Source organism: Olleya sediminilitoris, from assembly GCF_016785945.1.
GTDB lineage: Bacteria > Bacteroidota > Bacteroidia > Flavobacteriales > Flavobacteriaceae > Olleya > Olleya sediminilitoris.
Genome location: NZ_JAEMEF010000003.1, coordinates 185,653 through 209,069, shown reverse-complemented (window position 1 = coordinate 209,069; position 23,417 = coordinate 185,653). Strand labels below are relative to the sequence as shown.

General features: G+C 30.2%; 20 protein-coding genes. 8 read left to right on the top strand and 12 right to left on the bottom strand.

The window, feature by feature from the left end:
* The first annotated feature begins 74 nt into the window (after positions 1-74).
* The 4 genes from JAO71_RS05200 to JAO71_RS05185 all read left to right on the top strand — a co-directional run bounded on the left by JAO71_RS05200 (position 75) and on the right by JAO71_RS05185 (position 4,374).
* Positions 75-1,037, top strand: coding sequence for an electron transfer flavoprotein subunit alpha/FixB family protein (locus tag JAO71_RS05200; protein WP_028607323.1), 963 nt, complete (start codon positions 75-77; stop codon positions 1,035-1,037).
* Positions 1,038-1,151: 114 nt separating this feature from the next.
* A complete protein-coding gene (locus tag JAO71_RS05195) occupies positions 1,152-1,760 on the top strand; it encodes a bifunctional nuclease family protein (protein WP_028289540.1) in 609 nt (202 codons plus the stop codon).
* A 10-nt stretch (positions 1,761-1,770) separates the two neighbouring features.
* Positions 1,771-3,459: a NupC/NupG family nucleoside CNT transporter gene (locus JAO71_RS05190; RefSeq protein WP_054851896.1), complete on the top strand. Its 1,689-nt coding sequence runs from the start codon at positions 1,771-1,773 to the stop codon at positions 3,457-3,459.
* A 90-nt stretch (positions 3,460-3,549) separates the two neighbouring features.
* Positions 3,550-4,374, top strand: a complete 825-nt coding sequence (locus JAO71_RS05185; RefSeq protein ID WP_202999382.1) for a thymidylate synthase — start codon at positions 3,550-3,552, stop codon at positions 4,372-4,374.
* A gap of 46 nt (positions 4,375-4,420) precedes the next feature.
* On the opposite strand, the gene JAO71_RS05180 is transcribed toward JAO71_RS05185, so the two are convergent.
* The gene (locus JAO71_RS05180) at positions 4,421-4,717 is read right to left on the bottom strand and encodes an isoamylase early set domain-containing protein (protein WP_116824131.1); all 297 of its coding nucleotides are present in this window, start codon (positions 4,715-4,717) and stop codon (positions 4,421-4,423) included.
* A gap of 261 nt (positions 4,718-4,978) precedes the next feature.
* On the opposite strand from JAO71_RS05180, the gene JAO71_RS05175 reads away from it, so the two are divergent.
* Positions 4,979-5,890: a dihydrofolate reductase gene (locus tag JAO71_RS05175; RefSeq protein ID WP_028606513.1), complete on the top strand. Its 912-nt coding sequence runs from the start codon at positions 4,979-4,981 to the stop codon at positions 5,888-5,890.
* A gap of 49 nt (positions 5,891-5,939) precedes the next feature.
* Here the strand turns inward: JAO71_RS05175 and JAO71_RS05170 are convergent, their stop codons facing one another.
* From JAO71_RS05170 to JAO71_RS05155, 4 genes are all read right to left on the bottom strand, one after another.
* The gene (locus JAO71_RS05170; RefSeq protein WP_116824130.1) at positions 5,940-6,776 is read right to left on the bottom strand and encodes a pseudouridine synthase; all 837 of its coding nucleotides are present in this window, start codon (positions 6,774-6,776) and stop codon (positions 5,940-5,942) included.
* 70 nt (positions 6,777-6,846) lie between these two features.
* Entirely contained in the window at positions 6,847-7,767 is a 921-nt protein-coding gene (locus tag JAO71_RS05165) for a geranylgeranylglycerol-phosphate geranylgeranyltransferase (RefSeq protein WP_054851903.1), read from the bottom strand.
* An 18-nt stretch (positions 7,768-7,785) separates the two neighbouring features.
* Positions 7,786-8,715: a mevalonate kinase family protein gene (locus tag JAO71_RS05160; RefSeq protein ID WP_116824129.1), complete on the bottom strand. Its 930-nt coding sequence runs from the start codon at positions 8,713-8,715 to the stop codon at positions 7,786-7,788.
* A gap of 28 nt (positions 8,716-8,743) precedes the next feature.
* Positions 8,744-9,826: a diphosphomevalonate/mevalonate 3,5-bisphosphate decarboxylase family protein gene (locus JAO71_RS05155; protein WP_116824128.1), complete on the bottom strand. Its 1,083-nt coding sequence runs from the start codon at positions 9,824-9,826 to the stop codon at positions 8,744-8,746.
* Between the two features lie 202 nt (positions 9,827-10,028).
* Between JAO71_RS05155 and JAO71_RS05150 the strand changes: the two genes are divergently transcribed.
* A complete protein-coding gene (locus tag JAO71_RS05150) occupies positions 10,029-10,589 on the top strand; it encodes a TetR/AcrR family transcriptional regulator (RefSeq protein WP_116824127.1) in 561 nt (186 codons plus the stop codon).
* Here the strand turns inward: JAO71_RS05150 and JAO71_RS05145 are convergent.
* The 3 genes from JAO71_RS05145 to JAO71_RS05135 are packed head-to-tail and all read right to left on the bottom strand — an operon-like array spanning position 10,586 to position 13,017.
* A complete protein-coding gene (locus JAO71_RS05145) occupies positions 10,586-11,119 on the bottom strand; it encodes a DUF1697 domain-containing protein (RefSeq protein WP_116824126.1) in 534 nt (177 codons plus the stop codon). The two genes, JAO71_RS05150 and JAO71_RS05145, sit on opposite strands and share 4 nt — an antisense overlap.
* Before the next feature lie 3 nt (positions 11,120-11,122).
* Positions 11,123-12,334, bottom strand: coding sequence for a BaiN/RdsA family NAD(P)/FAD-dependent oxidoreductase (locus tag JAO71_RS05140; RefSeq protein WP_202999380.1), 1,212 nt, complete (start codon positions 12,332-12,334; stop codon positions 11,123-11,125).
* A complete protein-coding gene (locus JAO71_RS05135; RefSeq protein WP_116824124.1) occupies positions 12,331-13,017 on the bottom strand; it encodes a glycerophosphodiester phosphodiesterase in 687 nt (228 codons plus the stop codon). Before JAO71_RS05135 ends, JAO71_RS05140 begins: the two co-directional genes overlap by 4 nt.
* Positions 13,018-13,103: 86 nt before the next feature.
* On the opposite strand from JAO71_RS05135, the gene JAO71_RS05130 reads away from it, so the two are divergent.
* A complete protein-coding gene (locus tag JAO71_RS05130; protein ID WP_036598292.1) occupies positions 13,104-13,910 on the top strand; it encodes an SdiA-regulated domain-containing protein in 807 nt (268 codons plus the stop codon).
* Here the strand turns inward: JAO71_RS05130 and JAO71_RS05125 are convergent.
* Together JAO71_RS05125 and JAO71_RS05120 are read right to left on the bottom strand one after the other, a co-directional pair.
* Positions 13,905-15,188: a DUF2254 domain-containing protein gene (locus tag JAO71_RS05125; RefSeq protein ID WP_202999378.1), complete on the bottom strand. Its 1,284-nt coding sequence runs from the start codon at positions 15,186-15,188 to the stop codon at positions 13,905-13,907. The two genes, JAO71_RS05130 and JAO71_RS05125, sit on opposite strands and share 6 nt — an antisense overlap.
* A 10-nt stretch (positions 15,189-15,198) precedes the next feature.
* Positions 15,199-18,909 (bottom strand): metallophosphoesterase, encoded by a 3,711-nt coding sequence (locus JAO71_RS05120; protein ID WP_202999376.1) that lies wholly within the window; start codon positions 18,907-18,909, stop codon positions 15,199-15,201.
* Positions 18,910-18,964: 55 nt separating this feature from the next.
* On the opposite strand from JAO71_RS05120, the gene JAO71_RS05115 reads away from it, so the two are divergent.
* Entirely contained in the window at positions 18,965-20,230 is a 1,266-nt protein-coding gene (locus JAO71_RS05115) for a Pycsar system effector family protein (protein WP_202999374.1), read from the top strand.
* Here JAO71_RS05115 and JAO71_RS05110 read toward each other — a convergent pair.
* Entirely contained in the window at positions 20,227-22,608 is a 2,382-nt protein-coding gene (locus JAO71_RS05110; protein ID WP_202999372.1) for a GAF domain-containing protein, read from the bottom strand. The two genes, JAO71_RS05115 and JAO71_RS05110, sit on opposite strands and share 4 nt — an antisense overlap.
* Positions 22,609-22,970: 362 nt before the next feature.
* The gene (locus tag JAO71_RS05105; protein ID WP_202999370.1) at positions 22,971-23,294 is read right to left on the bottom strand and encodes a hypothetical protein; all 324 of its coding nucleotides are present in this window, start codon (positions 23,292-23,294) and stop codon (positions 22,971-22,973) included.
* Positions 23,295-23,417 lie beyond the last annotated feature (123 nt).

Here is a 23,417-nt window from a genome sequence, read left to right as displayed (position 1 = left end):
ATTTGGAATCTTTAAAAGTTAACAAAATATTAATGAAATCCTGAAACAAGTTCAGGATGACAAAACAAAAAAATATGTCAGTTTTAGTATATACAGAATCAGAAAACGGAGCGTTTAAAAAAACCGCTCTTGAAGTTGCATCATACGCCAAAGCAGTTGCAGACCAAATGGGAACAACTGTTACTGCTGTTGCAGTTAACGCTAATGATGTTTCAGAATTAGGACAATATGGAGTTAATAAGGTATTAAAAATATCTGACGCTTCATTAAATAACTTTAATGCAAAATCTTATGCCTCTGCAATTGCTCAAGCAGCAAAAAATGAAGACGCAAAAGTAGTTATTGTTAGCCAAAGTGCAGACAGTAAATATTTAGCTCCAATTTTATCAGTTGGACTAGAAGCAGGTTATGCTTCAAACGTAGTAGAAGCACCAAGCTCTACTGCTCCATTTACAGTAAAACGTACTGCATTTACTAACAAAGCATTTAACCTTACAACTATTGATACAGATGTGAAAATTGTTGGAGTATCTAACAACTCATTTGGATTGGTAGAAACTGCTGGTGATGCTGCAGCAGAAGATTTCTCGCCTAGCTTACCAACATCAGGAGTTACTGTAGAGTCTGTAGACAAAGCAACAGACAAAGTAACTATTGCTGATGCTGAAATAGTTGTGTCTGCAGGTCGTGGATTAAAAGGACCAGAAAACTGGGGAATGGTTGAAGAATTAGCAGACGTTTTAGGTGCTGCAACAGCTTGTTCTAAACCAGTTTCTGATTTAGGATGGAGACCACACAGTGAGCACGTAGGACAAACTGGAAAACCTGTAGCGTCTAACTTATATATAGCCATTGGTATTTCTGGAGCAATACAACACTTAGCAGGTATTAATGCCTCTAAAGTTAAAGTAGTTGTTAACACAGATCCAGAAGCACCTTTCTTTAAAGCAGCAGATTACGGAGTTGTAGGTGATGCTTTTGAGGTTGTACCACAACTTATCGAAAAATTAAAAGCGTTTAAAGCAGCAAACGCATAATTTTTAGTAAATTTAAGTTCTTATTAACAAAGGACTGTTTAAATTATGTACAAAAACTACTTATTGTAGTTTGGTAAAGTCCTAATTTAAACGGTTCTTTGTTTTTTATATACTATGAGTTTAGTCCGATTAAATATTAAAGGTATTTCTTACAGCCAAACACAAAATGGTGCTTATGCACTTATTTTAAATGAAGTCGATGGTGATCGTAAACTACCTATCGTTATTGGTGCTTTTGAAGCACAATCCATTGCTATAGCATTAGAAAAAGAAATTAAACCTCCAAGACCATTAACTCACGATTTATTTAAAAACTTTGCTGACAGGTTTGATATTGTTGTTAAGCAAGTTATTATTCATAAGTTAGTGGATGGTGTCTTTTACTCATCACTAATTTGCGAACGTGATAAAATAGAAGAAATTATTGATGCCAGAACTAGTGATGCAATTGCATTAGCATTACGTTTTCAAGCACCTATATTTACTTATAAAAACATACTAGATAAAGCCGGAATTTATCTAAAAGTAGATCCTACTAAAGACGAAGATCCTGATAACATTTTAGTAGATGATATTTTAAATGAAGAATTTGAAATAGAACAAACTCAAGACGATTATATATCTAAATCTACAGAGGAATTACATAACCTCTTAGAAGAAGCTGTCAATAATGAAGATTATGAAAAAGCAGCTAAAATAAGAGACGAAATCTCTAAACGCTAATCCCTTTACAATGAAACAATTTACACTAGCGATTGTAGCTATACTATTAAGTGCTGCTTCAAGTTTTGCTCAAAATATCGAAAAAGATTGGCAATTAGAAGCTAGTCAATCTAAACTAGAATTAATAAACATCAACCTATCCAATAAAGATGTTTTATCAATAAAAAAAGGAACCTTTAGCTACAACAAGTCATCGGGAGATTATATACATCAAAATAATGTTTTAGTATTTTATTACGATACACCTGCAGATTTAGTAAAAAGATTTAAGGTTCAAAAACTTACAGATTCGACTTTAGTACTTAAATCAAAAGAAAACATTTACGCTTTTAATGTTAAAGAAAAACTTGCTGACCAAACCTTAGTGTCAGAAACTGAAAAAATTATTCCAAGTAGTGGTTTTACCTTTACAAGTTTTTGGAGAGGATCACTGGGAATGTTGTCACTAATTTTTATAGCATTTTTATTTAGTAGTAATAGAAAAGCAATAGATTGGAAAATTGTTGGAATAGGTTTGGCTTTCCAATTACTTATTGCCATAGGAGTTTTAAAAGTAGAATTTATAAAAACCGCTTTTGAATTTGTTGGAGGATTATTTATAAGTGTCTTAGATTTTACTAGAGCTGGAAGTAAATTTTTATTTGAAGGTTTAGTTGTTGACATGGATACCTTTGGTTTCATTTTTGCCTTTCAAGTATTACCTACAATTATATTCTTTTCAGCATTAACATCATTATTATTTTATTTAGGAATAATACAAAAAGTTGTACAAGCTATGGCATGGTTGCTATCTAAAGCTCTGAAGATATCTGGAGCAGAAAGCTTAAGCGTAGCAGGAAATATATTTTTGGGACAAACTGAAGCACCTTTATTAATTAAAGCTTACCTAGAAAAAATGACTAAATCAGAAATGCTATTGGTCATGATTGGTGGTATGGCAACTGTTGCAGGTGCAGTACTTGCAGCATATATTGGTTTTTTAGGAGGTGATGATGAAACATTGCGTTTATTTTATGCTAAGCATTTATTGGCAGCATCTGTAATGGCTGCTCCAGGTGCAATTGTAATCTCTAAAATATTATTTCCACAAACCGAAGATGTTAATACTGATGTTGAAGTATCTCAAGATAAAATTGGATCAAACATTTTAGATGCTATAGCTAATGGTACAACCGAAGGTTTAAAACTTGCTGTTAATGTAGGTGCCATGCTTTTAGTATTTGTTGCCTTTATAGCCATGGTAAATGGTATTTTAGGTTGGGTTGGAGACATAACTTACATTAATGATTGGATTAAAACCAATACCAGTTACACAGCTTTATCTTTAGAATTAATACTTGGATACATATTTGCACCATTAATGTGGCTAATAGGTGTCGCTAAACAAGATATGGCATTGATGGGTCAGTTATTAGGTATTAAGTTAGCTGCTAGTGAGTTTATCGGTTATATACAATTAGCAGATCTAAAAAATGTAGCAAATGCTACGCATTTATCGTATGAAAAGTCTATAATAATGGCTACATATATGTTGTGCGGATTTGCAAATTTTGCTTCTATAGGAATCCAAATTGGAGGAATAGGATCTCTAGCTCCAGGACAACGCAAAACGTTATCTAAATTTGGTATGAAAGCTTTACTTGGAGGTACAATAGCCTCATTAATATCTGCAACAATAGCAGGTATGATTATTGGATAGTTAAGTTAATAACTTTATGATATATTATTTAGGGTTAACATTTTAATGTTAACCCTTTTTTATACTTTTAAATATTAGAAATTTTGTAAAATGAAACAATACCACGACCTAGTTAAACACATATTAGAACACGGAAACACTAAAGAGGACAGAACAGGAACAGGAACCAAAAGTGTATTTGGATATCAAATGCGTTTTGATTTAAGTGAAGGTTTTCCAATGGTAACTACTAAAAAACTACATTTAAAATCTATAATTTATGAATTACTTTGGTTTTTAAATGGTGATACAAACATCAATTATCTTACAGATAATGGTGTGAAAATATGGAATTCTTGGGCAGATGAAAATGGGGATTTAGGTCCAGTTTATGGACACCAATGGAGAAATTGGAACAACGATGAGATAGACCAAATAAAAGACGTTATACATAGCTTAAAAAACAATCCAGATAGTCGACGTATGATAGTTTCGGCATGGAATCCTTCTGTTTTACCTGATACCTCAAAAAGTTTTTCTGAAAACGTTGCTAACGGTAAAGCTGCTTTACCACCATGTCATGCTTTTTTCCAATTTTATGTAGCTAATGGTAAATTGTCTTGTCAATTATATCAACGTAGTGCAGATACTTTTTTAGGTGTACCATTTAATATTGCTTCATATGCTTTATTAACAATGATGATAGCTCAGGTTTGTGGTTATGAAGCTGGTAATTTTGTTCATACTTTTGGTGATGCTCACATTTACAGCAATCATATTAAACAGTTAGAATTACAATTATCTAGAGAGATTAGACCATTACCTACAATGACAATCAATCCTGAGGTGAAGGATATTTTTGATTTCAAATTTGAAGATTTCAAATTAGAAAACTATAATCCACATCCTCACATTAAAGGAGCTGTAGCAGTATAAAAATAATTACATAATAAAAAACGCTTAAAATTATAAGCGTTTTTTATTATAAATTAATTACACTATTATCTGTGGCAGCATAATCATTCCAAGTGTAAGCATCTGCCTCTACTTCATTTTGCCATTGTCCATCGACTACATATTTAAATTCGTATGCTTGTCCTGATTCCAGATTTACAGTCCCTTTGAAAGTTCCGTTTTTTAATTTTTTTAATGGTTCAGCTTTAGTGTTCCAATTGTTCCAATTTCCTGCTACAACAACTTCTTCTGCTTCAGCTGCTGGAACTGTAAAGGTAACTTTACAAATAGGTTTACTTTTTAAAAATTGTTTTTTAATAGCCATAATATAAAGGTTTTATAGTATCTAAATTAGACAAGATTTTTTGAGTCTTCAAAATAAAAAATAATTAATTTTAAACTTTTATCAGATTATTAAAAATACTAAGGGAAAATATTTTTTTTGTTAATTTAAGTGAAATAAATTGTTATTAATAAAACCACATCAATAACTTAACCAACTGAATATCAATTAAAACAACTTTCATTTAAAAATAAAATTCTTAAATATTATAAAAACACTAACTTTACATCATAAACTTAATATATGTTCGGAAAAAAGAAAAAAGAGACTCCTAAAATCGATCAGGAGCAATTAGAACTTATAAAAAATGCACAACGTAGAATCAAGCAAAAAAAACGTTTATATGCACACTTTGTCATATTTTTAATTGGTGCTGTATTTATAATATTAGCTAATACAGTTTTAGGTATAGGAAAAGAAACAAAGTTTTTTGGTATTGACTGGTTTGTGTTTGCTATTATGGCTTGGTTATTTTTCTTTTTATACCACTTATTTAGTGTGTTTGTAACCTCTAAATTTATGGGTAAAGATTGGGAGAAAAAGCAATTAGAAAAATTAGTTAACAAACAGAAGGTTAGAATTGAAAAATTAAAACATCAAATTGAAAAAGAAGATCTTCATATTGCAAAAAGTGAAGTTTTTGAAAAACAAATTTCATCAAAAACTAACACTTTAACAATGATTGTTGCTGCTGGACAAAATAATGAAATTGGTAAAAACAATGACCTTATATGGCATTTACGTGACGATTTGAAACGTTTTAAGACCTTAACCTCAGGACACCATATAATTATGGGTCGTAAAACATTTGAGAGCTTTCCAAAACCGCTACCAAACCGTACACACATTGTAATATCTAGACAGACAAATTACAATGCTCCTGAAGGTGTTATAGTGGTAAATAGTTTAGATGCAGCTATAGCACATGCTAAAAACGACACCCAACCTTTTATTATTGGTGGTGGAGAAATTTACAAACTTGCAATGCCTTATGCTACTAAAATAGAATTAACTCGCGTACATTCAACATTTGATGCTGATACCTTTTTTCCAGAAATTGACCTAAACGTATGGAAAGAAACTGAAAACACATTCCATAAAAAAGATAGTGAACATGATTACGAGTTTTCTTTCTTAACTTATGAAAAACTTTAAAACAGAAAAAATCTAAACAAAAAAAAGCGCTTATAATAAGCGCTTTTTTTTACATCATTTTTAAAGTATTTACTTCTTGTTGAGATAATATTTTCCAATTACCTCTAGGAATATCTTTTTTGGTTAAATGCGCAATTTGAACACAATCTATACGAACCAATTCATATTTAAAATGTTCAAAAATGGTATGTAAAATTGTATTACCAGTATTTTTTATTTTAACACCAATTTCGTTTTTAGTATTATTAACAAAATCAATTTCTTCAACACTAATTTGCTTTCCTTCAATTTTAAAACCTTCTCTAATCGTTTTTAAATCTTCAAATTTTAAATTTCTATCTAATTCTAAATGAAATAATCTTTCAACTCCTTTATTAGAACTTGTAAATCTGCTAACTACTTTCTCATCATTTGTAAATAATAAAAGTCCTGTAGAGTTTCGTCCCAAACGACCAATTGGCTTTATTCTTGCATTAGTTGCATTAGATACTAAATCCATAACAGTTCGTCCTTTTTGCTCGCTGGTAGTTGTTGCAAAACCTTTAGGCTTGTTTAGTAAAACGTAGGCTTTTTTCTCAGGATTAATACGTGCACCATCATAACGGACTTCGTCATCAAGTTTTACTTTATAACCCATTTCTAAAATCACCTTTCCATTTACAGTCACTAAACCCATTGCAATATGTTGGTCTGCCTCTCTTCTAGAACACATTCCAGAATTGGCAACATATTTATTTAGCCTTATTAAATCAGGATTACTATTAGATTTTGGTGTAGTTTTCTTTTTAACTGGTGCGTTACCTCTAGCATAAGTTTTGCTTTTTGAGTTATCACGTCCTCTACCAGAGGACTTTCCTTTACCATTAGCACCTTGTTGTCTACTCATAATATTTATTTTTTGCAAATCTACAACGAATTTTTCATTATAAATTAAAAACCTTATTAATCGTTAATTATTAAATAAAATTAACTGACATAATACGGTTAATAACTAAATCAACATCAATTAATAAAATACTAAAAACACCTGCTACAATTATAAATTTGAGAATATTATGCAGCCACAAATATTGAGTTTTAGTTGAAAAACTCCAAAGTAAAATTAGATATATGATCAATAGAATTTCACATATAAAAAAATACAAATACATGTAACCAATATCAAATTTTGCGATTAAAAAATAAACAGGAAACAATGTTGCGACAACTAATGCTGTAATTGTTTGTTTTGAGGTAGCCTCACCATATACAATAGGTACAGTTCTATAATTTTGAGTCAGATCTCCTTTTATATTTTCTAAATCTTTAGTTAGTTCTCTAATTGAAATTATTAAAAATAAAAAAGCAGCATGTACTAAAATGACATATTTAAAATTATAATAGTACACGAAAATGACAAAAAACGGAGTTAATGTTAATAACGCTGAAACTAGATTTCCTATAATTGGTCTTTTTTTAAGTTTATGAGAATAAAACCAAATAGCAAAAATGTAAAATGAAAAAAATAACACAGGCTTAAACGACACATAACTTGCCATAACAACAGCCGAAAAATTAAGAACGAAATAAAATGATAATTTGGTGTTTTGACTTACTAACTTATCCAACATTGTTTTATTGGGTCTATTAATTAAATCTTTTTCAGAGTCGTAAAAGTTATTGATAATATAACCTGCTGCAATAATAGCTGCTGTTGCTAGAACTAGCATTAATAAATTAACATCAAACAACACCTTTTTGAGTGGCATATCTGATGCAAAAATATAAATGGAAGCAAGATATTGTGCGATAACTACTATTAAAATATTGTAGCCTCTTACTACAGAAAACATACTAAAAAACTTAAGTAATATGTGTTTTTGTTTCCTGTTAAACATTAAAATTTATTGTAGAGTTTAAAAGTTATAAACTACTTCTAATTTATAATCTTTAAGTGCTTGTTCTGCTTTTTTAATATCTTGAGTAAAACCTAACATGTAGCCTCCACCTCCTGAACCGCAAAGTTTAAGGTAGTAATCATTGGTGTCTATTCCTTTTTTCCATAGTTCATGGAATTGAGCAGGAATCATTGGTTTAAAATTGTTAAAAACCACTTTAGACAATTGCTTAGTGTTTTTAAATAATGACTTTACATCACCTTTTAAAAAGTCTTCAACGCAAGCATCTGTATGTTTAATAAACTGATTTTTAAGCATTTTTCGGAAACCATCATTTTTCATGTTTTCCATAAAAATACTTACCATTGGTGCTGTCTCTCCAGTAATACCAGAATCTAACAAAAACACTGCGCCTTGTCCATCACTACTTTGAGTTGGTATACCTGTAGCTTCGATGTTTTCTTTAGAATTTATTAAAATTGGTAAGCTTAAATAACTGTTTAAAGGATCTAAGCCTGAAGATTTTCCATGGAAAAAAGATTCCATCTCTGCAAAAATCGACTTTAAAGTCAATAATTTTTCTCTAGTTAAGTTTTCTAAAACTGTTATTTTATCTGATGCATATTTATCATAAATAGCAGCAACTAAAGCTCCGCTACTACCAACACCATAACCTTGAGGTATTGACGAGTCAAAATACATACCACCTTTTACGTCTTGTTGTAAAGATTTAATATCAAAAACCACTAAATCTTGATCCATTTTAGCTAGGTAATCCGCATAAGCCTTTAAGCTTTTATTGGAGTTAACAGCTTCTTCTGAAGGGTTATCTTCAGTCTTTAGTGCACCATTATAAAAATTATAGGGTATAGACAGTCCTTTAGAGTCTTTGATAATTCCGTACTCACCGAACAATAAAATCTTTGAATAAAATAAAGGACCTTTCATAAGCTATATGATGATTTGATGTATAAAGTTACAATTGTTTTGCACCAAAACCAATTTTATCACAAATATAGTGACCGTTTTGACAATATGCAACTAACTCATCCTGAATGAATTTTAAAATGTCATCAGTATATTGCTCTGGATATAAAACATGTACATTTGCTCCTGCATCTAAAGTAAAACTTATTGGCAGTTTTGTTTCCTCTCTAAAACTCCAAATTCTATTAATTATTTGAAGCGTATTTGGTTTCATTAATATAAAATATGGCATACTAGTCATCATCATTGCGTGAAGAGTTAATGCTTCACTTTCAACCAAGGCTATAAACGCTTCTAAATCTCCAGATTCTAATATTAATTTAATTTTAGATATATTATCTACTGCTTGACCAAAACGCTGACTAGCAAAAGGATGACCATACATTAAATTATGTCCAACTGTACTACTAACTTGTTTTTCGCCTTTATCAACTAATAAAATTGTGTCTTGATAATTTTTAAAATTATCGTGTACTTTATATGGATATTTAACACCAAATAAATCATTACTGCCTTCAATTTCTGGATGAGTTCCCCAAACCACTAAATCTCCTTCTAAGCTTCTGCATGCACTACCAGAACCTAATCTAGCTAAAAAAGAGGCTTTTTGAATAAACTCTGTCTCTGATAAGTTTGGATTTAACTGTTTCTCTATACTCACCAAACACAAGGCTAAAGCACTCATACCAGAAGCAGAAGATGCTATTCCTGAACTATGAGGAAACGTATTTTTAGTTTTTATTGTAAAATGAAATTGCTTTAAAAATGGTAAATAGGCTTCAATACGATTGAAAAACGTTTCGATTTTTGGATGAAACTCAGGCTTAGGTATTTCATCTAAAAAGACTTCAAAAGAAAATACATCGTCTTGGGTTTCTTTTTTAACAAAATCTAAAACAGTTATTGTTTTACAATTATCTAGCGTAAAACTAATAGATGGATTCTCAGGAATTTGAGTTTGTTTTTTTCCCCAATATTTAACTAATGCAATGTTACTTGGTGAAGACCAAGATACAGAACCTTTATTAATGGTATTGAGATAAATGTTACTAGAAAAGCGTGATAAATCCATTTAAATGCTAAATTTTTACAAAGATAGCTTTAAAAATTAAACTATTTTAGTAATTTTGCATACCGAATGAACATTCAATACGTTACTCCCTTAACACACAATGTATTACTGTCATTCAAAATGAATAACAAGTTAACTGATAGGTAAAATAGTCCCCTTAAACTTTGCATCACTGCGTTTTACCTTTAAAAACGTCTACTATATGGACAAAAAACAACGCATAATTATCACTATGTTAGAACTAGTGGTAAAACAAGGTGTACACGCTACTCCCATGTCTCAAGTTGCAAAAGAAGCAAACGTAGCTGTAGGTACAATTTATCATTATTTTGAAAACAAAAACCAAATCATTGAAGAAATTTACATGATGATTGTTAAAGATTATGGTGTAGTACTGATTGCGAATTTACCCGAAGGTGATTTTAAAAAACAGTACAAAACCATGTGGTTAAACCTATACAATTACTTTGTAGGCAACCCTTTGGCATACAAATTTATAGAGTATGTTGCTGTGCCACCTATTATCTCTAAAGAAATTGTAAAGCAATCTATACCTTACATTTCAAATATTAGAGATATATTTTTAGATGGAATAAAAAACAAACATTTAAGAGATGTGCCTGTTAAATTAATGTTACAAATGACTTTTGGAGATGTTGTGTCTGCTGTTAGACTTAAAATAAAGGAAGAATTAGAAATGGCTAATGATCATATTGATTTGGCTCTTGAAATGTCTTGGGACTCTATTAAACACAAAGGTTAACCTTCTGACAAACTAATCATTTTTACCAGTGTTTTATAGTTTCTGGTAGTAGCTGTAAGTTTTATTTTTTTCTCGAAAAAATTATTATTTGCTTTTGCACGACCGTATCCTGTACTTGAATACAAGTAAATACAGTCTTTAATAGCTTCAAATTTTTCGTTTGGAAAACTAAATGTATTAATTAAATTATTTTGGGTTTCAGTTATATCATTAAATAACAATGCAAAATAACTTGATTCTTTTTCTGTTTGATTAAATGGACATTTTGATAATAAGTTTGAAATGTCCTCAGGTGTTTTTATTAAAACAGGAATAGTAAATTGAAAATTTTCTGTTATAGCATTTTCGATTTTCAAAGTCAATTTTTGGATGTCGGTTTGATAAGTTTTAAACACAACATTACCAGTTTGGATGTAGGTTTTCACGTCTTTTAATCCTATATCTGACAATAATGTACGTAATTCTTGCATTGGTATTTTATTATGTCCACCAACATTTATACCTCTTAAAAAAGCCAAGTAAATAATCATGATTTATGCATTTATATGTTTAGCAACTATATAACCACTAGTCCAAGCATTTTGAAAATTAAAACCTCCTGTAACAGCGTCAACATTTATGATTTCGCCTGCAAAATACAAGTTATCGTATAGTTTACTTTGGTAAGTTTTAAAATTAACTTCCTTTAAGTCTATACCTCCTGCTGTTACAAACTCTTCTTTAAACGTACTTTTACCATCCACAGTAAAAACAGCTTGTGTCAATTGATTTGCCAAGGCTTCTAACTGAGATTTGTTTAAATCTGCCCAACGGGTTTGCTCTATAATATCTGATGCTAAAACCAAAGTTTGCCATAAACGTTTTGGTATATCAAATTGTGTTGCTTTAAGTACAGTTTTTTTGGACAACTCTTGTTTAATTGTTTTTAATTGAGATAAAACCGAATCAAAATCTTGATTAACAAAATTGATTTCTATTTTAAACTTATAATCTCTTTTTGCCAATTCTAAAGCTCCAAAAGCAGATAATTTTAAAATAGAAGGTGCACTCATTCCCCAATGTGTTATTAGTAAAGGACCATAAGATTCTAAATTAGTATCCACAACTTTTACAGTTACATTTTGTGCAACAACACCAGGAATATCATTAATCCTTTTATCTTTAATATTAAAAGTAAATAATGATGGTACTGGAGTGATAATATTATGTTTTAATTGTTTTAAAAACGTCCAGATTTTAGGATTACTACCTGTAGCAACCACTAGTTTTTTAGACAAAAATGTATCCGTTTTAGTTTCTGTAATCCAAGAAGAATGGTCTTGTTTAAAACTAATTACAGATTGATTGGTCAACACATCCACATTATGTTTTTTAGCTTCATTTAAAAAACAATCAATTATGGTTTGCGAGTTATTGCTAGTAGGAAAAATACGTCCATCATCTTCAATTTTTAATGATACACCTCTATTTTCAAACCATTCCATAGTATCTCCAGTCATAAACGTATGAAAAGGTCCCAATAATTCTTTTTCGCCTCTTGGATAATATTGGGTTAATTCCTGAGGTATAAACTCGGCATGAGTAACATTACAACGTCCTCCTCCAGAAATTTTAACTTTACCAAGTACGTCTTTACCACGTTCTAAAATTGCAATTTTTAATTCAGGATATAACTCTGCACTATTAATTGCAGCAAAAAAACCTGCTGCTCCACCACCTATTACTATTACATCATACTGTTTCATAATCTATCCGGAAAATCACTAATTATAGCATCTACTTGATAACTTTTTATTCTTTTAATCGCTTGTTTTGTATTGACTGTCCAAGCATTTACTAACAATCCCTCTTCCTTAGCTTTTTGTACATTATTTTTACTTAATAGTGAAAAACTCGGGTGAATAGCTTTTGCATTAATCGTTTTAGCAAATACTATAGCTTGATTGACACTTGCTTTTGTTAAAACACCTAACGGAATATTTGAATCATAATTAAACACATCCACTAGTTCGTTTTGCTGAAAACTACTAACCAAAATATTGTCTAAGGACCATTTTTTATCATTAATCAATTCTTGAATAATGTTACAAGTCGGTATTGCTGTACCTTCGCCTTTAAGCTCAATATTTATTAATAATTTATTATCAATTAACTGTAAAACCTCTCTTAAAGTCGGTATAGTATATTGATCTTCCACTTGTAAATTTTGCAATTGGCTTAGTGTTTTTTTACCAATTTCTCCAGTACCATTTGTAAGTCTATCTAAAGTAAAATCATGAAACACTACCAACTCTCCCGTTTTACAAACATGCACATCAATCTCGATACCATCAACATTAAAATCCATAGCTTTTTGTATGGATTGTAACGTGTTTTCGGTAACGTGACCTTTAGCGCCTCGATGTCCAATTTTTAAAAATGCACTCATTAAATTTATTAATATTTTAAGATTTCAAACTTCCGTATGGCTTACTATATGCTTACATTTAAGTAAATTTTAAAACATCACAATTTATGACTTTTCCGTTAAAACCAATAGCTGTTTTAGCATTACTTTTTATGTCATGTAACACAGGCAAATTAACTGTTGTAGGATCTATTGATAGTGACCTACAAGAAGCTTCTGCAGCACAATTAGTTAATACTTCAGACCTATTATGGACTATTGAGGATGCTGGAAACAAAAATAATGTCTATGGCATGGATCTAAAAGGTGATATTATTAGAGATATTGATATTAGCAATATTAAAAACCATGACTGGGAAGATTTAGCAAGTGATACTGATGGTAATTTATATATTGGTGATTTTGGAAACAACTCCAGAAAACGCAAACAGTTTTTTATTTATAAAATTGAAAACATTGCCAATATAGATGATAAAACAAATGCTAAAACCATAAGCTTCACGCTTCCAAAAAACATCAAGTCTGAGGATTTTGAAGCGTTTTTTTTATGGAACGATAGTTTTTATGTTTTTAGTAAAGAAAACAAAAAGACTATGGTGATTAAAATACCAAATCAAATAGGTAGTCATGAAGCAACTTACCTTACTGAATATAAATTAAAAGGAAAAGACACACGTGTGACTTCAGCAGATATAAGTCCTGATGGCAAAACAGTAGTTTTATTAAATCACGATCGTATATGGACTTTAACTAATTTTAAAAACGACGCTTTTTTTGATGGTACTGTCCAAAAGATAGATTTAAAACATGATAGTCAAAAGGAAGGTGTGTGTTTTAAAAACAATAGTACAATTTACATCACTGATGAGGATTCTGGTAAAGAGGACAATAATATTTACAGCTTAAAACTATAATTTAAACACTTTCATTTTATTAGAAATCACTTCTAGATCATTGGGATTACTGATGTTATTTTCAACATCAAAATATAATGCGTTTATTTCATTTATAATAACATCTTTATAATTTGAAGCATTATCTAGCTTAGTAAATAAATGCGTATATAAATCTATTAGCTTGCCTATTATGATAACATCGTGTTTTGCATAAGTCCTTATTGGAGTCAACACCAAATAAAGCAATTCTTGGAAAGAAATAGTATTAATTTTCACCAATACCTCCTTATCTTCAAATAGTAGACTGGTTTCGTTTTTTTGCAATCTAATTTCGAATAAATTAGTCAAATAATCAATTGCGATAGACGCTGTTCCGGGATCATTAATACCTGGAGACATTGCTTTTACTGCAATTTCTGTTAACTGTTTAAAACCTAACACGTAATTATCATCAATAACTTCTTCTTTTGAAAAATGAAAATAGGATGTTAAGGTTTTAATTTGTTCTTCGTTTAGTTCTGATTCACTTTTAAAAAGAGGTTTGTCACTATAAACATACTGTCCTTTAACTGCTAGAACATGAAACTTATTGTTATTTTGATTAGCATATTCGCCGAAAGGCTCAAGCATAATATCTTGTAAAAAACCAGTGTTTTTAGAATTAAAAGTTGACCAATTTTCTGTGTTTGGGAAATTATTTTTTTTGTTTTTTTCAGAATGTATTAACTGCTCTAATCTATTTTTAGCATCTTTAAAAAGACGATGCATAATATTGTGAACTTGGATTTCTTGAGAAATAGAATGAATGAAATAAATAAAAGCTGCCAAACAAAAAACCATAAAAACAATAGCTAACAACACTGAAAAACCAGGTAATTGGTTAGTATCTGCATCTGGTTTAATGGCTACCATTGTAAAAATACAAAACAGCAATGTAGCATTGTAAATACCTAAAATCTTTTGGTGCCTTTTATTAGAAATTAATCCAGGTAATACTCTAGGCGAAAAGTTACTTGAAGCTTGGTTTAACAATATCATTACCATTGAAAAACTAAATACCATAATAGATATTAGTCCTGCAATAAAGGTGGTTAATATATTAAATGCTGTTTCTGTATTATTGATAACTAGAAAAGGAATATTATCTTTTAAATAAGACGATATTCCTTTGTTTTCTGCATAGTACATAAAAAAAGCAAATAACATTCCAGCCAAACTATAAAGTGTTGGGTAAAACGCTATTTTACTTTCTATTTTATTTAAATATTCTAATCCATTGACTATTATTTTTTTCATGCAACTGGGTTTAAAAATTTAAACCAAACCCAAAAGAGAAACGCAATCCTTCTTCGCTGTTAAAAAAGTTGAATGTACCAGAAACACTATCTGCTGCTGTCACCCAAAATCCTAGACCATAATCGTTATGCCATATTTTAGACTCACCTTGCTTTGTCCAAACACGACCAACATCACCACCAAGAAAAACACCCAATTGCAATGGTAAGGTTTTAGTTTTAAACTGATTAAAACTATATCTAACATCTGCACTACCTGTTAAACTGTTTTGACCTGTAAAACGTTGTAACCTGTAACCTCTTAACCCATTATTACCACCAATATTAGCAGCTTGATAAAAGATTAAGTCATCACCAAAACGCAATTGAGAACGTACGTCTGTTTTAAGTACTAGTTTTCGATTGGTTGATAATGCATTGTAAAACCCTAATTTCGAATTTATAAATCCATAAGTATATTTAGTGTCTTTAACTTCGGTTTTGGCTCCAACATCAATACCTAAAGTCATACCTCTTGTTGGGTTGGCACCATTGTCAAAACTTTTATAATTAAAATTACCTTCCAAACCAGCAAATAAACGTCTGCTGTAAAAATCATCATTTGTTGCTGCTGGTTGAACCGTTTCTATAAAACGGTCAGGAGTTTCACCAATTTCAATAGCTTCAGTTAGAAGTTTAACACCGTAATCTGATCCAAAATCACCTTTTTTTAGAATACCTACACTTGCTGCATAAATACTTGTTTTTATACGGTTGTAATCCAAATCTAAATCGTCATCATTATTAACGGTTTGGTTACCGTAACCAAAAAAGTTATTGGTGAAATTCTCACTAGTTAATTGTCCAGCAACATGTAGATTCCAATCTCCAAAAAGATTTGCAAACTCACCATTATAATTTAAACTAAAACCATCTGTTGCAAAAAAGTATCCACTTTTAAAACGGTGTTGTTGCGAGTAAGGGTTACGAGAAAATCCTTTAACGGTATAATTAAAACCAACTCCTACTTTAAATCCATCATCTGGATTATAGCCTAAGCTTGGTGTAATAACACTAGTTTTAACAATGTTTTTTTGAAAGTCAAATAAGTTATTATTGTAAATATCTGTAAAGTTGATTTTGGCTCCTTTGTTTTTTGTGATTGTATTAGATTTAGATTTATGATCATAAATACGCACACGCCTTCCGTTATTAATAATGTATTCATCGTTATTTTGACCTCCAATAATTCTAGTAAAAATCAAGTTACTAGCTTTACCTGAAACTTCAATAATATCATCATCATCTAAAGCATAAATCCATAGCTCTTTAGTAATATCTTTATCAAAAGTCCTATCTACAATTACATCTGCTTTGTCTCCATCTTTAATTCTAGAAATTACGACTTGTGTTTTATTATCTGCAATACGGTTAACTTCAATATAATCGTCTTTATCTGTTCCTGTTAAAATGACCAACTCGTTTAAATAATCAGAATAGCGTGTTGCAATATCTTGTAGATTAGCACGTCTACCTTTTAAAAACTCTTTAATTTGTTGTAAGGACTGATCTTGAGCCTCTGTTGGAACTTTACTAAATGCCTTTTCAATAACCTGATCTGTAATATTGTCTTGTAAGTATTGTGCTTGTTTTAACCAGACTGCTTTATCAGAATTTTGGATTAACACTTTGTCTAATTTTATTCCTGCACTGTTCATCCATTTGATGTCTTTCAACTCTGCGTCATATACTTGTAATTGTTTTGTTGATCCAGAAATAAAACGCATAATATCTAATATTGCTCCATCAAAATTAGAAAACACCTGATCCCTATCTCTAGGAATTGGTCTGTACAATTTATCTCCATTTTCTTGATTAAATTGAGCCCATCTCCATTGATCTTGATGTCTATCCCAATCTCCTAAAAGCATATCAAACAAACGTGCTCTAATAAAAGCGTTTTCGTCTATTTTATATTTTTCATCTGTACGTATTTTTTTTATGATGTCGTGTGTACTTTCAATATCGTCTGCGTATCCAAAGTTTTTCTCGTCAGTGTAGTTATCTTCAGGACGCTCTTCAATTAAATACAATTCGCCTCCATAATTACGATTATAATCTTTTAAATATTTGTGTTTAGGGATATAATATAATTTTGGATTGGTATGATACACGTCTGCTGCATGTGATAAATCAGGCACAACTGCAAATGCATATGGATGCGCTGCTGTGTAAAAATCTAGTATTAAATCTTCGACTTTAGTCTTATCAAAATCATCTTCTAAATAGGTTTCTTTAAATAAAACCGTTTGCAAATACTGAGTTGCACTTTTACGTAAAGCTCTCATATTTAATTGACGACCGTCTTTAGTTTGCAATCTTAAAGATCTTGTTTGATGTCCTCCTCCTTCTCTAACAATTTCTAATCCACCATAAAGTGTATCTAAAGTCGCTACAGGTACATTAACTTTTTGACTATATAATGCTCTATATTTTTCACCAAAAAGCGCTTGATATACTCCTGTTTTACTAGTTTCTTCTTCTGTATAAATAGAGGCATTGGTTGTTGTCTCAAAACTATCAGGTAAAGTGGAAATATCATATTCAGCTTCACGCTTATCAAATACTTGTTTAGTATACAACAGCTTAGCTTGCTGATTGTCTTCACCATAAAAACTGACATAACTACTACCATCTTTATAGATGTTTAACACTGCAAAACCTTGTCCTCCATAGGTAAACAATCCATTATGACTTAATGAGGCTGCACTTGATTTAGCTCCAGAACCAGAAACAATTTGTTTTATTCCTTCGTTTTCTATGTATTGCAAACTATGCTCGTGTCCAGATGCAAAAATGATGTTTTGATACTCTAATGCTAAAGTACTAATACGATTCATCATTTTATTATAACGCTCGTTATAACGATCTTGGATGGATACTCCACCTTGTGTTCTAACCTGAGTTAAAAGTGATGCAATTATAGGCAATGGTAATTTACTTTGAAAAGGATACAAGTGTTTATCAGGACTATAAAATCCACCATGAGAACCATTGGTATACATAGGATGATGCATTGCTACAATAACCGTCTTATTTTGTGCTTTTTTAAACTCGCCTTCCAATTCTAATAAAAAACGTTCTCTTGTTTTAATTTCACATTCATCATTTATAGTTGGATGTTTATTCCAATTTTCTAGATACCATTGTGTATCAATAATGATTAATTCTATTTGATCACTAACCTCCACAACTTCTAATGGGCAACCGTTTTCTGGTTGAAAAGTATTTTTACCTAAAGCTTTTTCTATATATTTTTCTTGGTCTTTTAAACCATGTAATCCGTTAGCATACCAATCATGATTACCAGGAATAAATAATACATTACCATCAAATCCTTCAACAGAATTTACCTGAGCTTGAATATGATTTTTTGCGTCTTCATATTTTTCATGATCCTTAGTTGGCAATCCAGCAGGATATATATTATCACCTAAAAAAACAGTGTAATCTTCTTTAGTATTCTTGTCTTTAATAAAGTTTTTATAAGCTGTTAAACCATCAGAAAAGCCATCTTTAGGAGATTTTCCAGCGTCACCAACTAAGTAAAAAGTTTTATGAATTTCTTTATTTGGCAATTGTGTTTTTGTATCAGTTTCATGCTTATATTGAGCTTCAAAACTGGCACAATTAGTTAATAGAAAGGCTAAAATAAACGTTAGAAATATGTTATTTTTTGTCATTAAAGGTTGATAGTTTTATTTTTTTAGTACTTTGGATAAGATTTACTGCACATATATGTCAAAACTTATAGAAAAAACCGAAGCTTTTGTTTTTGAACTCCTTAAAAATGAGTTACCTAACACTATAGTTTATCACAACCATACACATACTTTACGAGTATTTAAAAGTACGAAAGAAATTATAGAAAACTCTAAAATTGATGTTAATGATGCGCAAATACTTCAATTAGCAGCATTGTTACATGACGTTGGATATACACAAACAAGAGAAGGTCATGAAGCTGTAAGTGCGAAAATTGCAAGAGAATTTTTGACGACTCAAAATGTAGACGAACCTACAATTAAATCTGTAGAAGATTGTATTTTAGCAACCGAGTTTGACTCTGAACCAACTACAGAATTAGAAAAAGTATTACGCGATGCTGACTCGTCTCATTTTGGAAAAAAATACTTTCCTGAAGCTAGTGAGTTTTTAAGAAAAGAACTTGAAATTGCAGGAATAGCAAACTATACACCTAGTGAATGGTTAAATGAAAATATAAAAGTATTATCTAAAAAACATAAATTTTACACTGATTACGCTTTAAAAAATTGGCAATCTAGAAAAGAAAAAAACTTAGCCAAACTAATTAAATCTAAAAAGAAACAGAAGTCAAAAATAAAAAACGAAGAGCTTAAGGCTAAATACAAAGCGCAGTACAAAAACGAAAGTCCTGAACGTGCTATACAATCGTTTTACAGAACAGCATTAAAAAACCACATTAAACTAAGTGATATAGCTGACACTAAAGCCAATATATTATTATCGGTAAATGCCATTATTATATCTGTAGTATTAGCTAATTTAATATCAAAATTAGACACCAACCCTTATTTAACTTGGCCAACAGTTATTTTTACATTATTTAGTGTTATCTCAATGGTAATGTCCATAATTGCCACAAGACCAAACGTGACTAGTGGTCAGTTTACAAAGGAAGACGTTAAAAACAAAAAAGTAAACTTAACCTTTTTTGGTAATTTCCATAAAATGAAATTAGATGAGTTTGAATGGGCTATTAATGAAATGATAAGTGACAAAGATTACATCTATCAATCTTTAACTAAAGATTTATACTTTTTAGGTATTGTTTTAGAGCGCAAATACAGATTATTAAGAATAACTTACACTGTATTTATGATTGGTATTATTATCTCATTAATTGCATTTGGTATTGCAGTAAAAAACAATCCAGGCGTAAATATTCAGGATGTTTTAAACACAACATCTCAAATCAAACAACTAGCACCAAACACCTTTAACTTATTTTATATGGCTTAAGATTTAATGGTGTGCATTAAGTCATCGTAGGTATAAAACTGTTTAGTATTAGTTTCATCTTGATACAAGATATTAACTCGTATTGCTTTTAAACCAGTAACACCTTGAAGGTCTTCCAACTCTAAAATTTCGACCTCATCCCCTAATTTATGCTTAGATTGTAAAAATCTAACATATTTTAAGTATTCATACTCGTCCTCTTGTTGAGAATATACAATTGCCAATTTACCCTTTGCGGTAATACGCTCATCGGTACCTTTAATATTAGCTTTGTCTACACGTTTTTTTACAACCTCATATCTTGCATTGTAGGTTCCGTCAACATCAAAATGCTTTTCGTCTGTTCTAAATCTAATAGATAAAGGTTGATTAAATACTAATATCATTGAAGCAACATCTAATGCAATTGGATATTTGTGTTGCTTGTTATAAAAAGCAGTTTCCATATCTATCATAACTTGCATTTGCCACAATCTAAGGTTATACAAATACAATTCGTTAAACGAATCTTCTTTAGTTATAGACTCTCCAATATACATATTATGCTCTACTCCATCGGTTTTGAAACGTTCAAAAAAGTGAGGATACATAGCTTGCGCTTCAACCTGCTTTTTATCTAATAAAGTAGACATGTTTTTATTAATCAAACTTATGGTATCATCGTAATTTTTACGATAGTAATAAATCACTTCTAAATTAGTGTCTACTTTACTAAAGTAATCTTCAATATCTTCTGTTATTGACGACTTTGTTTTAAGTTGAAATCTAAAAAGTGGCTCAATTTCATGTTTGAAAAAATGTGTTACTTTTTGCTCACTATCCACCTTAAAACTATCTTTTAAAGCGACTTGATAAGATTTAATCTGAAACAATAATTGTTCAAAAATTGGAAGTCTTTCGTTTAAAATGGCTTTTTCAACAATTTTTTCAACTAAAGTTAATTGTAATGCTAAGTCTTTTTGAGTTGCACTATTTCTAGCTTCAGAAGACCCTTTAACATCTATTTGACCAAATAATGGATAAACATTATCAAAACTAATTTTATTAAATGATGGGTTTTCATTTCCATTATATTGCTCTTGCATAAATTGACGTGCAGCACTTTCAAATTTCCATTTTACACTTGGATGTATTGATGTGCATTCACGCTGGATGATTGCTTGAATTAAGTTTTCTTCATCTAACTTAGAGCGTTTAACAGCAGACAAAATAAAAGGCATCACACCTAGTAACTTATTAGCATTAATACTATTTAATGCTTTAGGTGTTTTGGACACTAACTCTAAAACTGCTAATAACTCTCCTTCTTCTGCAATTGGAGCAAAAATAGCACTTTTAAAACCTTGTTCTTTTAAGACTTTAATTTGTGGAGATTGTCCTTCAGATTTTTTAAAACTTTTATCAACATCAGATATTGCAAAATTAGCTTTGCTTTTTAAAATCTTATCATAACTGTAATGACAAAATAGATTTTCGCATTTAAATTGCTCTTTTGCTTTAAGTAAAAAACTATTAATACTAGAATCATGCACCTTCATTAAGGTGTTTTCTTCTTTATTAAAGATAGAAAAACCAACTTCTAAATCTGTAACAGCAAGTAAAGAACGGAAGACTTTTTGGAAGTCTGTCATAAAACTTTTGTCTTGACGCTTATTGTTACCTATTAAAGTAGTTTTTATATTAGAAATAGACTGATCGTCTGTAACATCAAATATGTTAGAAATTACAAATCCTTTTGAAATGTAACTGTTTGGAGGAAATTTTTCTTTCCAAAGGTCTATATTTTCAAAATTATCTAATAACTCATCAAAATCGTTTTGAGTTAATTTAGGCGCAGCTTCTGTTGGAATAATTTCCATAAAATCTGCATTATAAGTAATTCTATAAATTCTTAAAATTCCATTTTCATCAGGAATTTCATAATACAATGGTCTTTTAAAGTTGGTATTGAAATTATAACAAAAACTCATGATAATGGTACAACTTAAAATATACCAATCGTTTTCTGGCATATTTTTTATGACCAACTCAAAGTCTGGACCAGCAGTTTTTATTATATTTTCAAATCGCTTTGTGGCATTAAAAATAAAATTGTGATACGGTACACTTGCTGTTTTAATTTCGTTTAGTGTCAAAACTTCACTAAACGAATCTTGTAATAAAATTTGAATAGCTTCTTTGTGTTGCTCTAATACCGAAATTTTACTAAAACCATCTTTTAACTCTGGATGATCTTCTTGAAGTTGTAATATACGACGTGCCTTGGCAGCAGTAAATGGATCATCACTATTTACTAATGCTTCATATCGTTGGATTAATTTATTAAAACTAATCTGCAACGAAAAAGGTAAATTTATATTGTCGTTTAAGTCAATCATTGTATTATAAAAATTACGCAAAGATACGTATTATTGTGATTAGTCGTAAAGTTTTTAATAAGCTGACACCTTATAAAACCTAATAATATTAGAACTTATCACTACAATGAATTTACTAATAAAAATTGAAATTTTGAGTTAAAAAAAACAAAAAAGAGAACCTAAACGTAGATTTAAATGCATTTTAACCAATTAATATTATTTTAATACTACTTTTTTATAATTAAAAAATAAATAAGTCACCATTTTCTTTTTGTTTTAAAGACAGATTATCTTAAATAAATTAGAATTATTTTAATGGTATAAAACAAAACAATCGGAATAGATTCCGATTGTTTTTTAATGCTAGCGAGTAAAAAAAATTAATCTATCAACTCTAACGCTGTGATTGTATATATTTCTATCTCTACTTCGTTACCTTCAGTGTCTTCACTCATTTCTTGAAGCACCTCATAGGTTACTTCAAATTTGCTTCCAACAAATTCTTCTGAGTCCAAGTCAAAAGCTTCTAAAGCTTCATCAGACAAATATTGAAACGTCATTGACCTGTCGGTTTCATTTATATGAAACACATAATCGTATTCGACAACTCCTTTGTAAACACCTGTTACAGCCATAGTATTATTAGAGACAAATGAGGTTAAGCTTAAAAAAGCTATTGCTATGATAATTAATTTTGCTTTCATTTTAAATTTAAATAGTATTTAATTGCTGATGTTTTTTGTTTTTGGAAGTTTGCCACCTCAAGTCCAAAATTGCTTTTAGTATTAAAATCTGTTTTAATACGCGTGGTTATTGTTTTTGCAGTT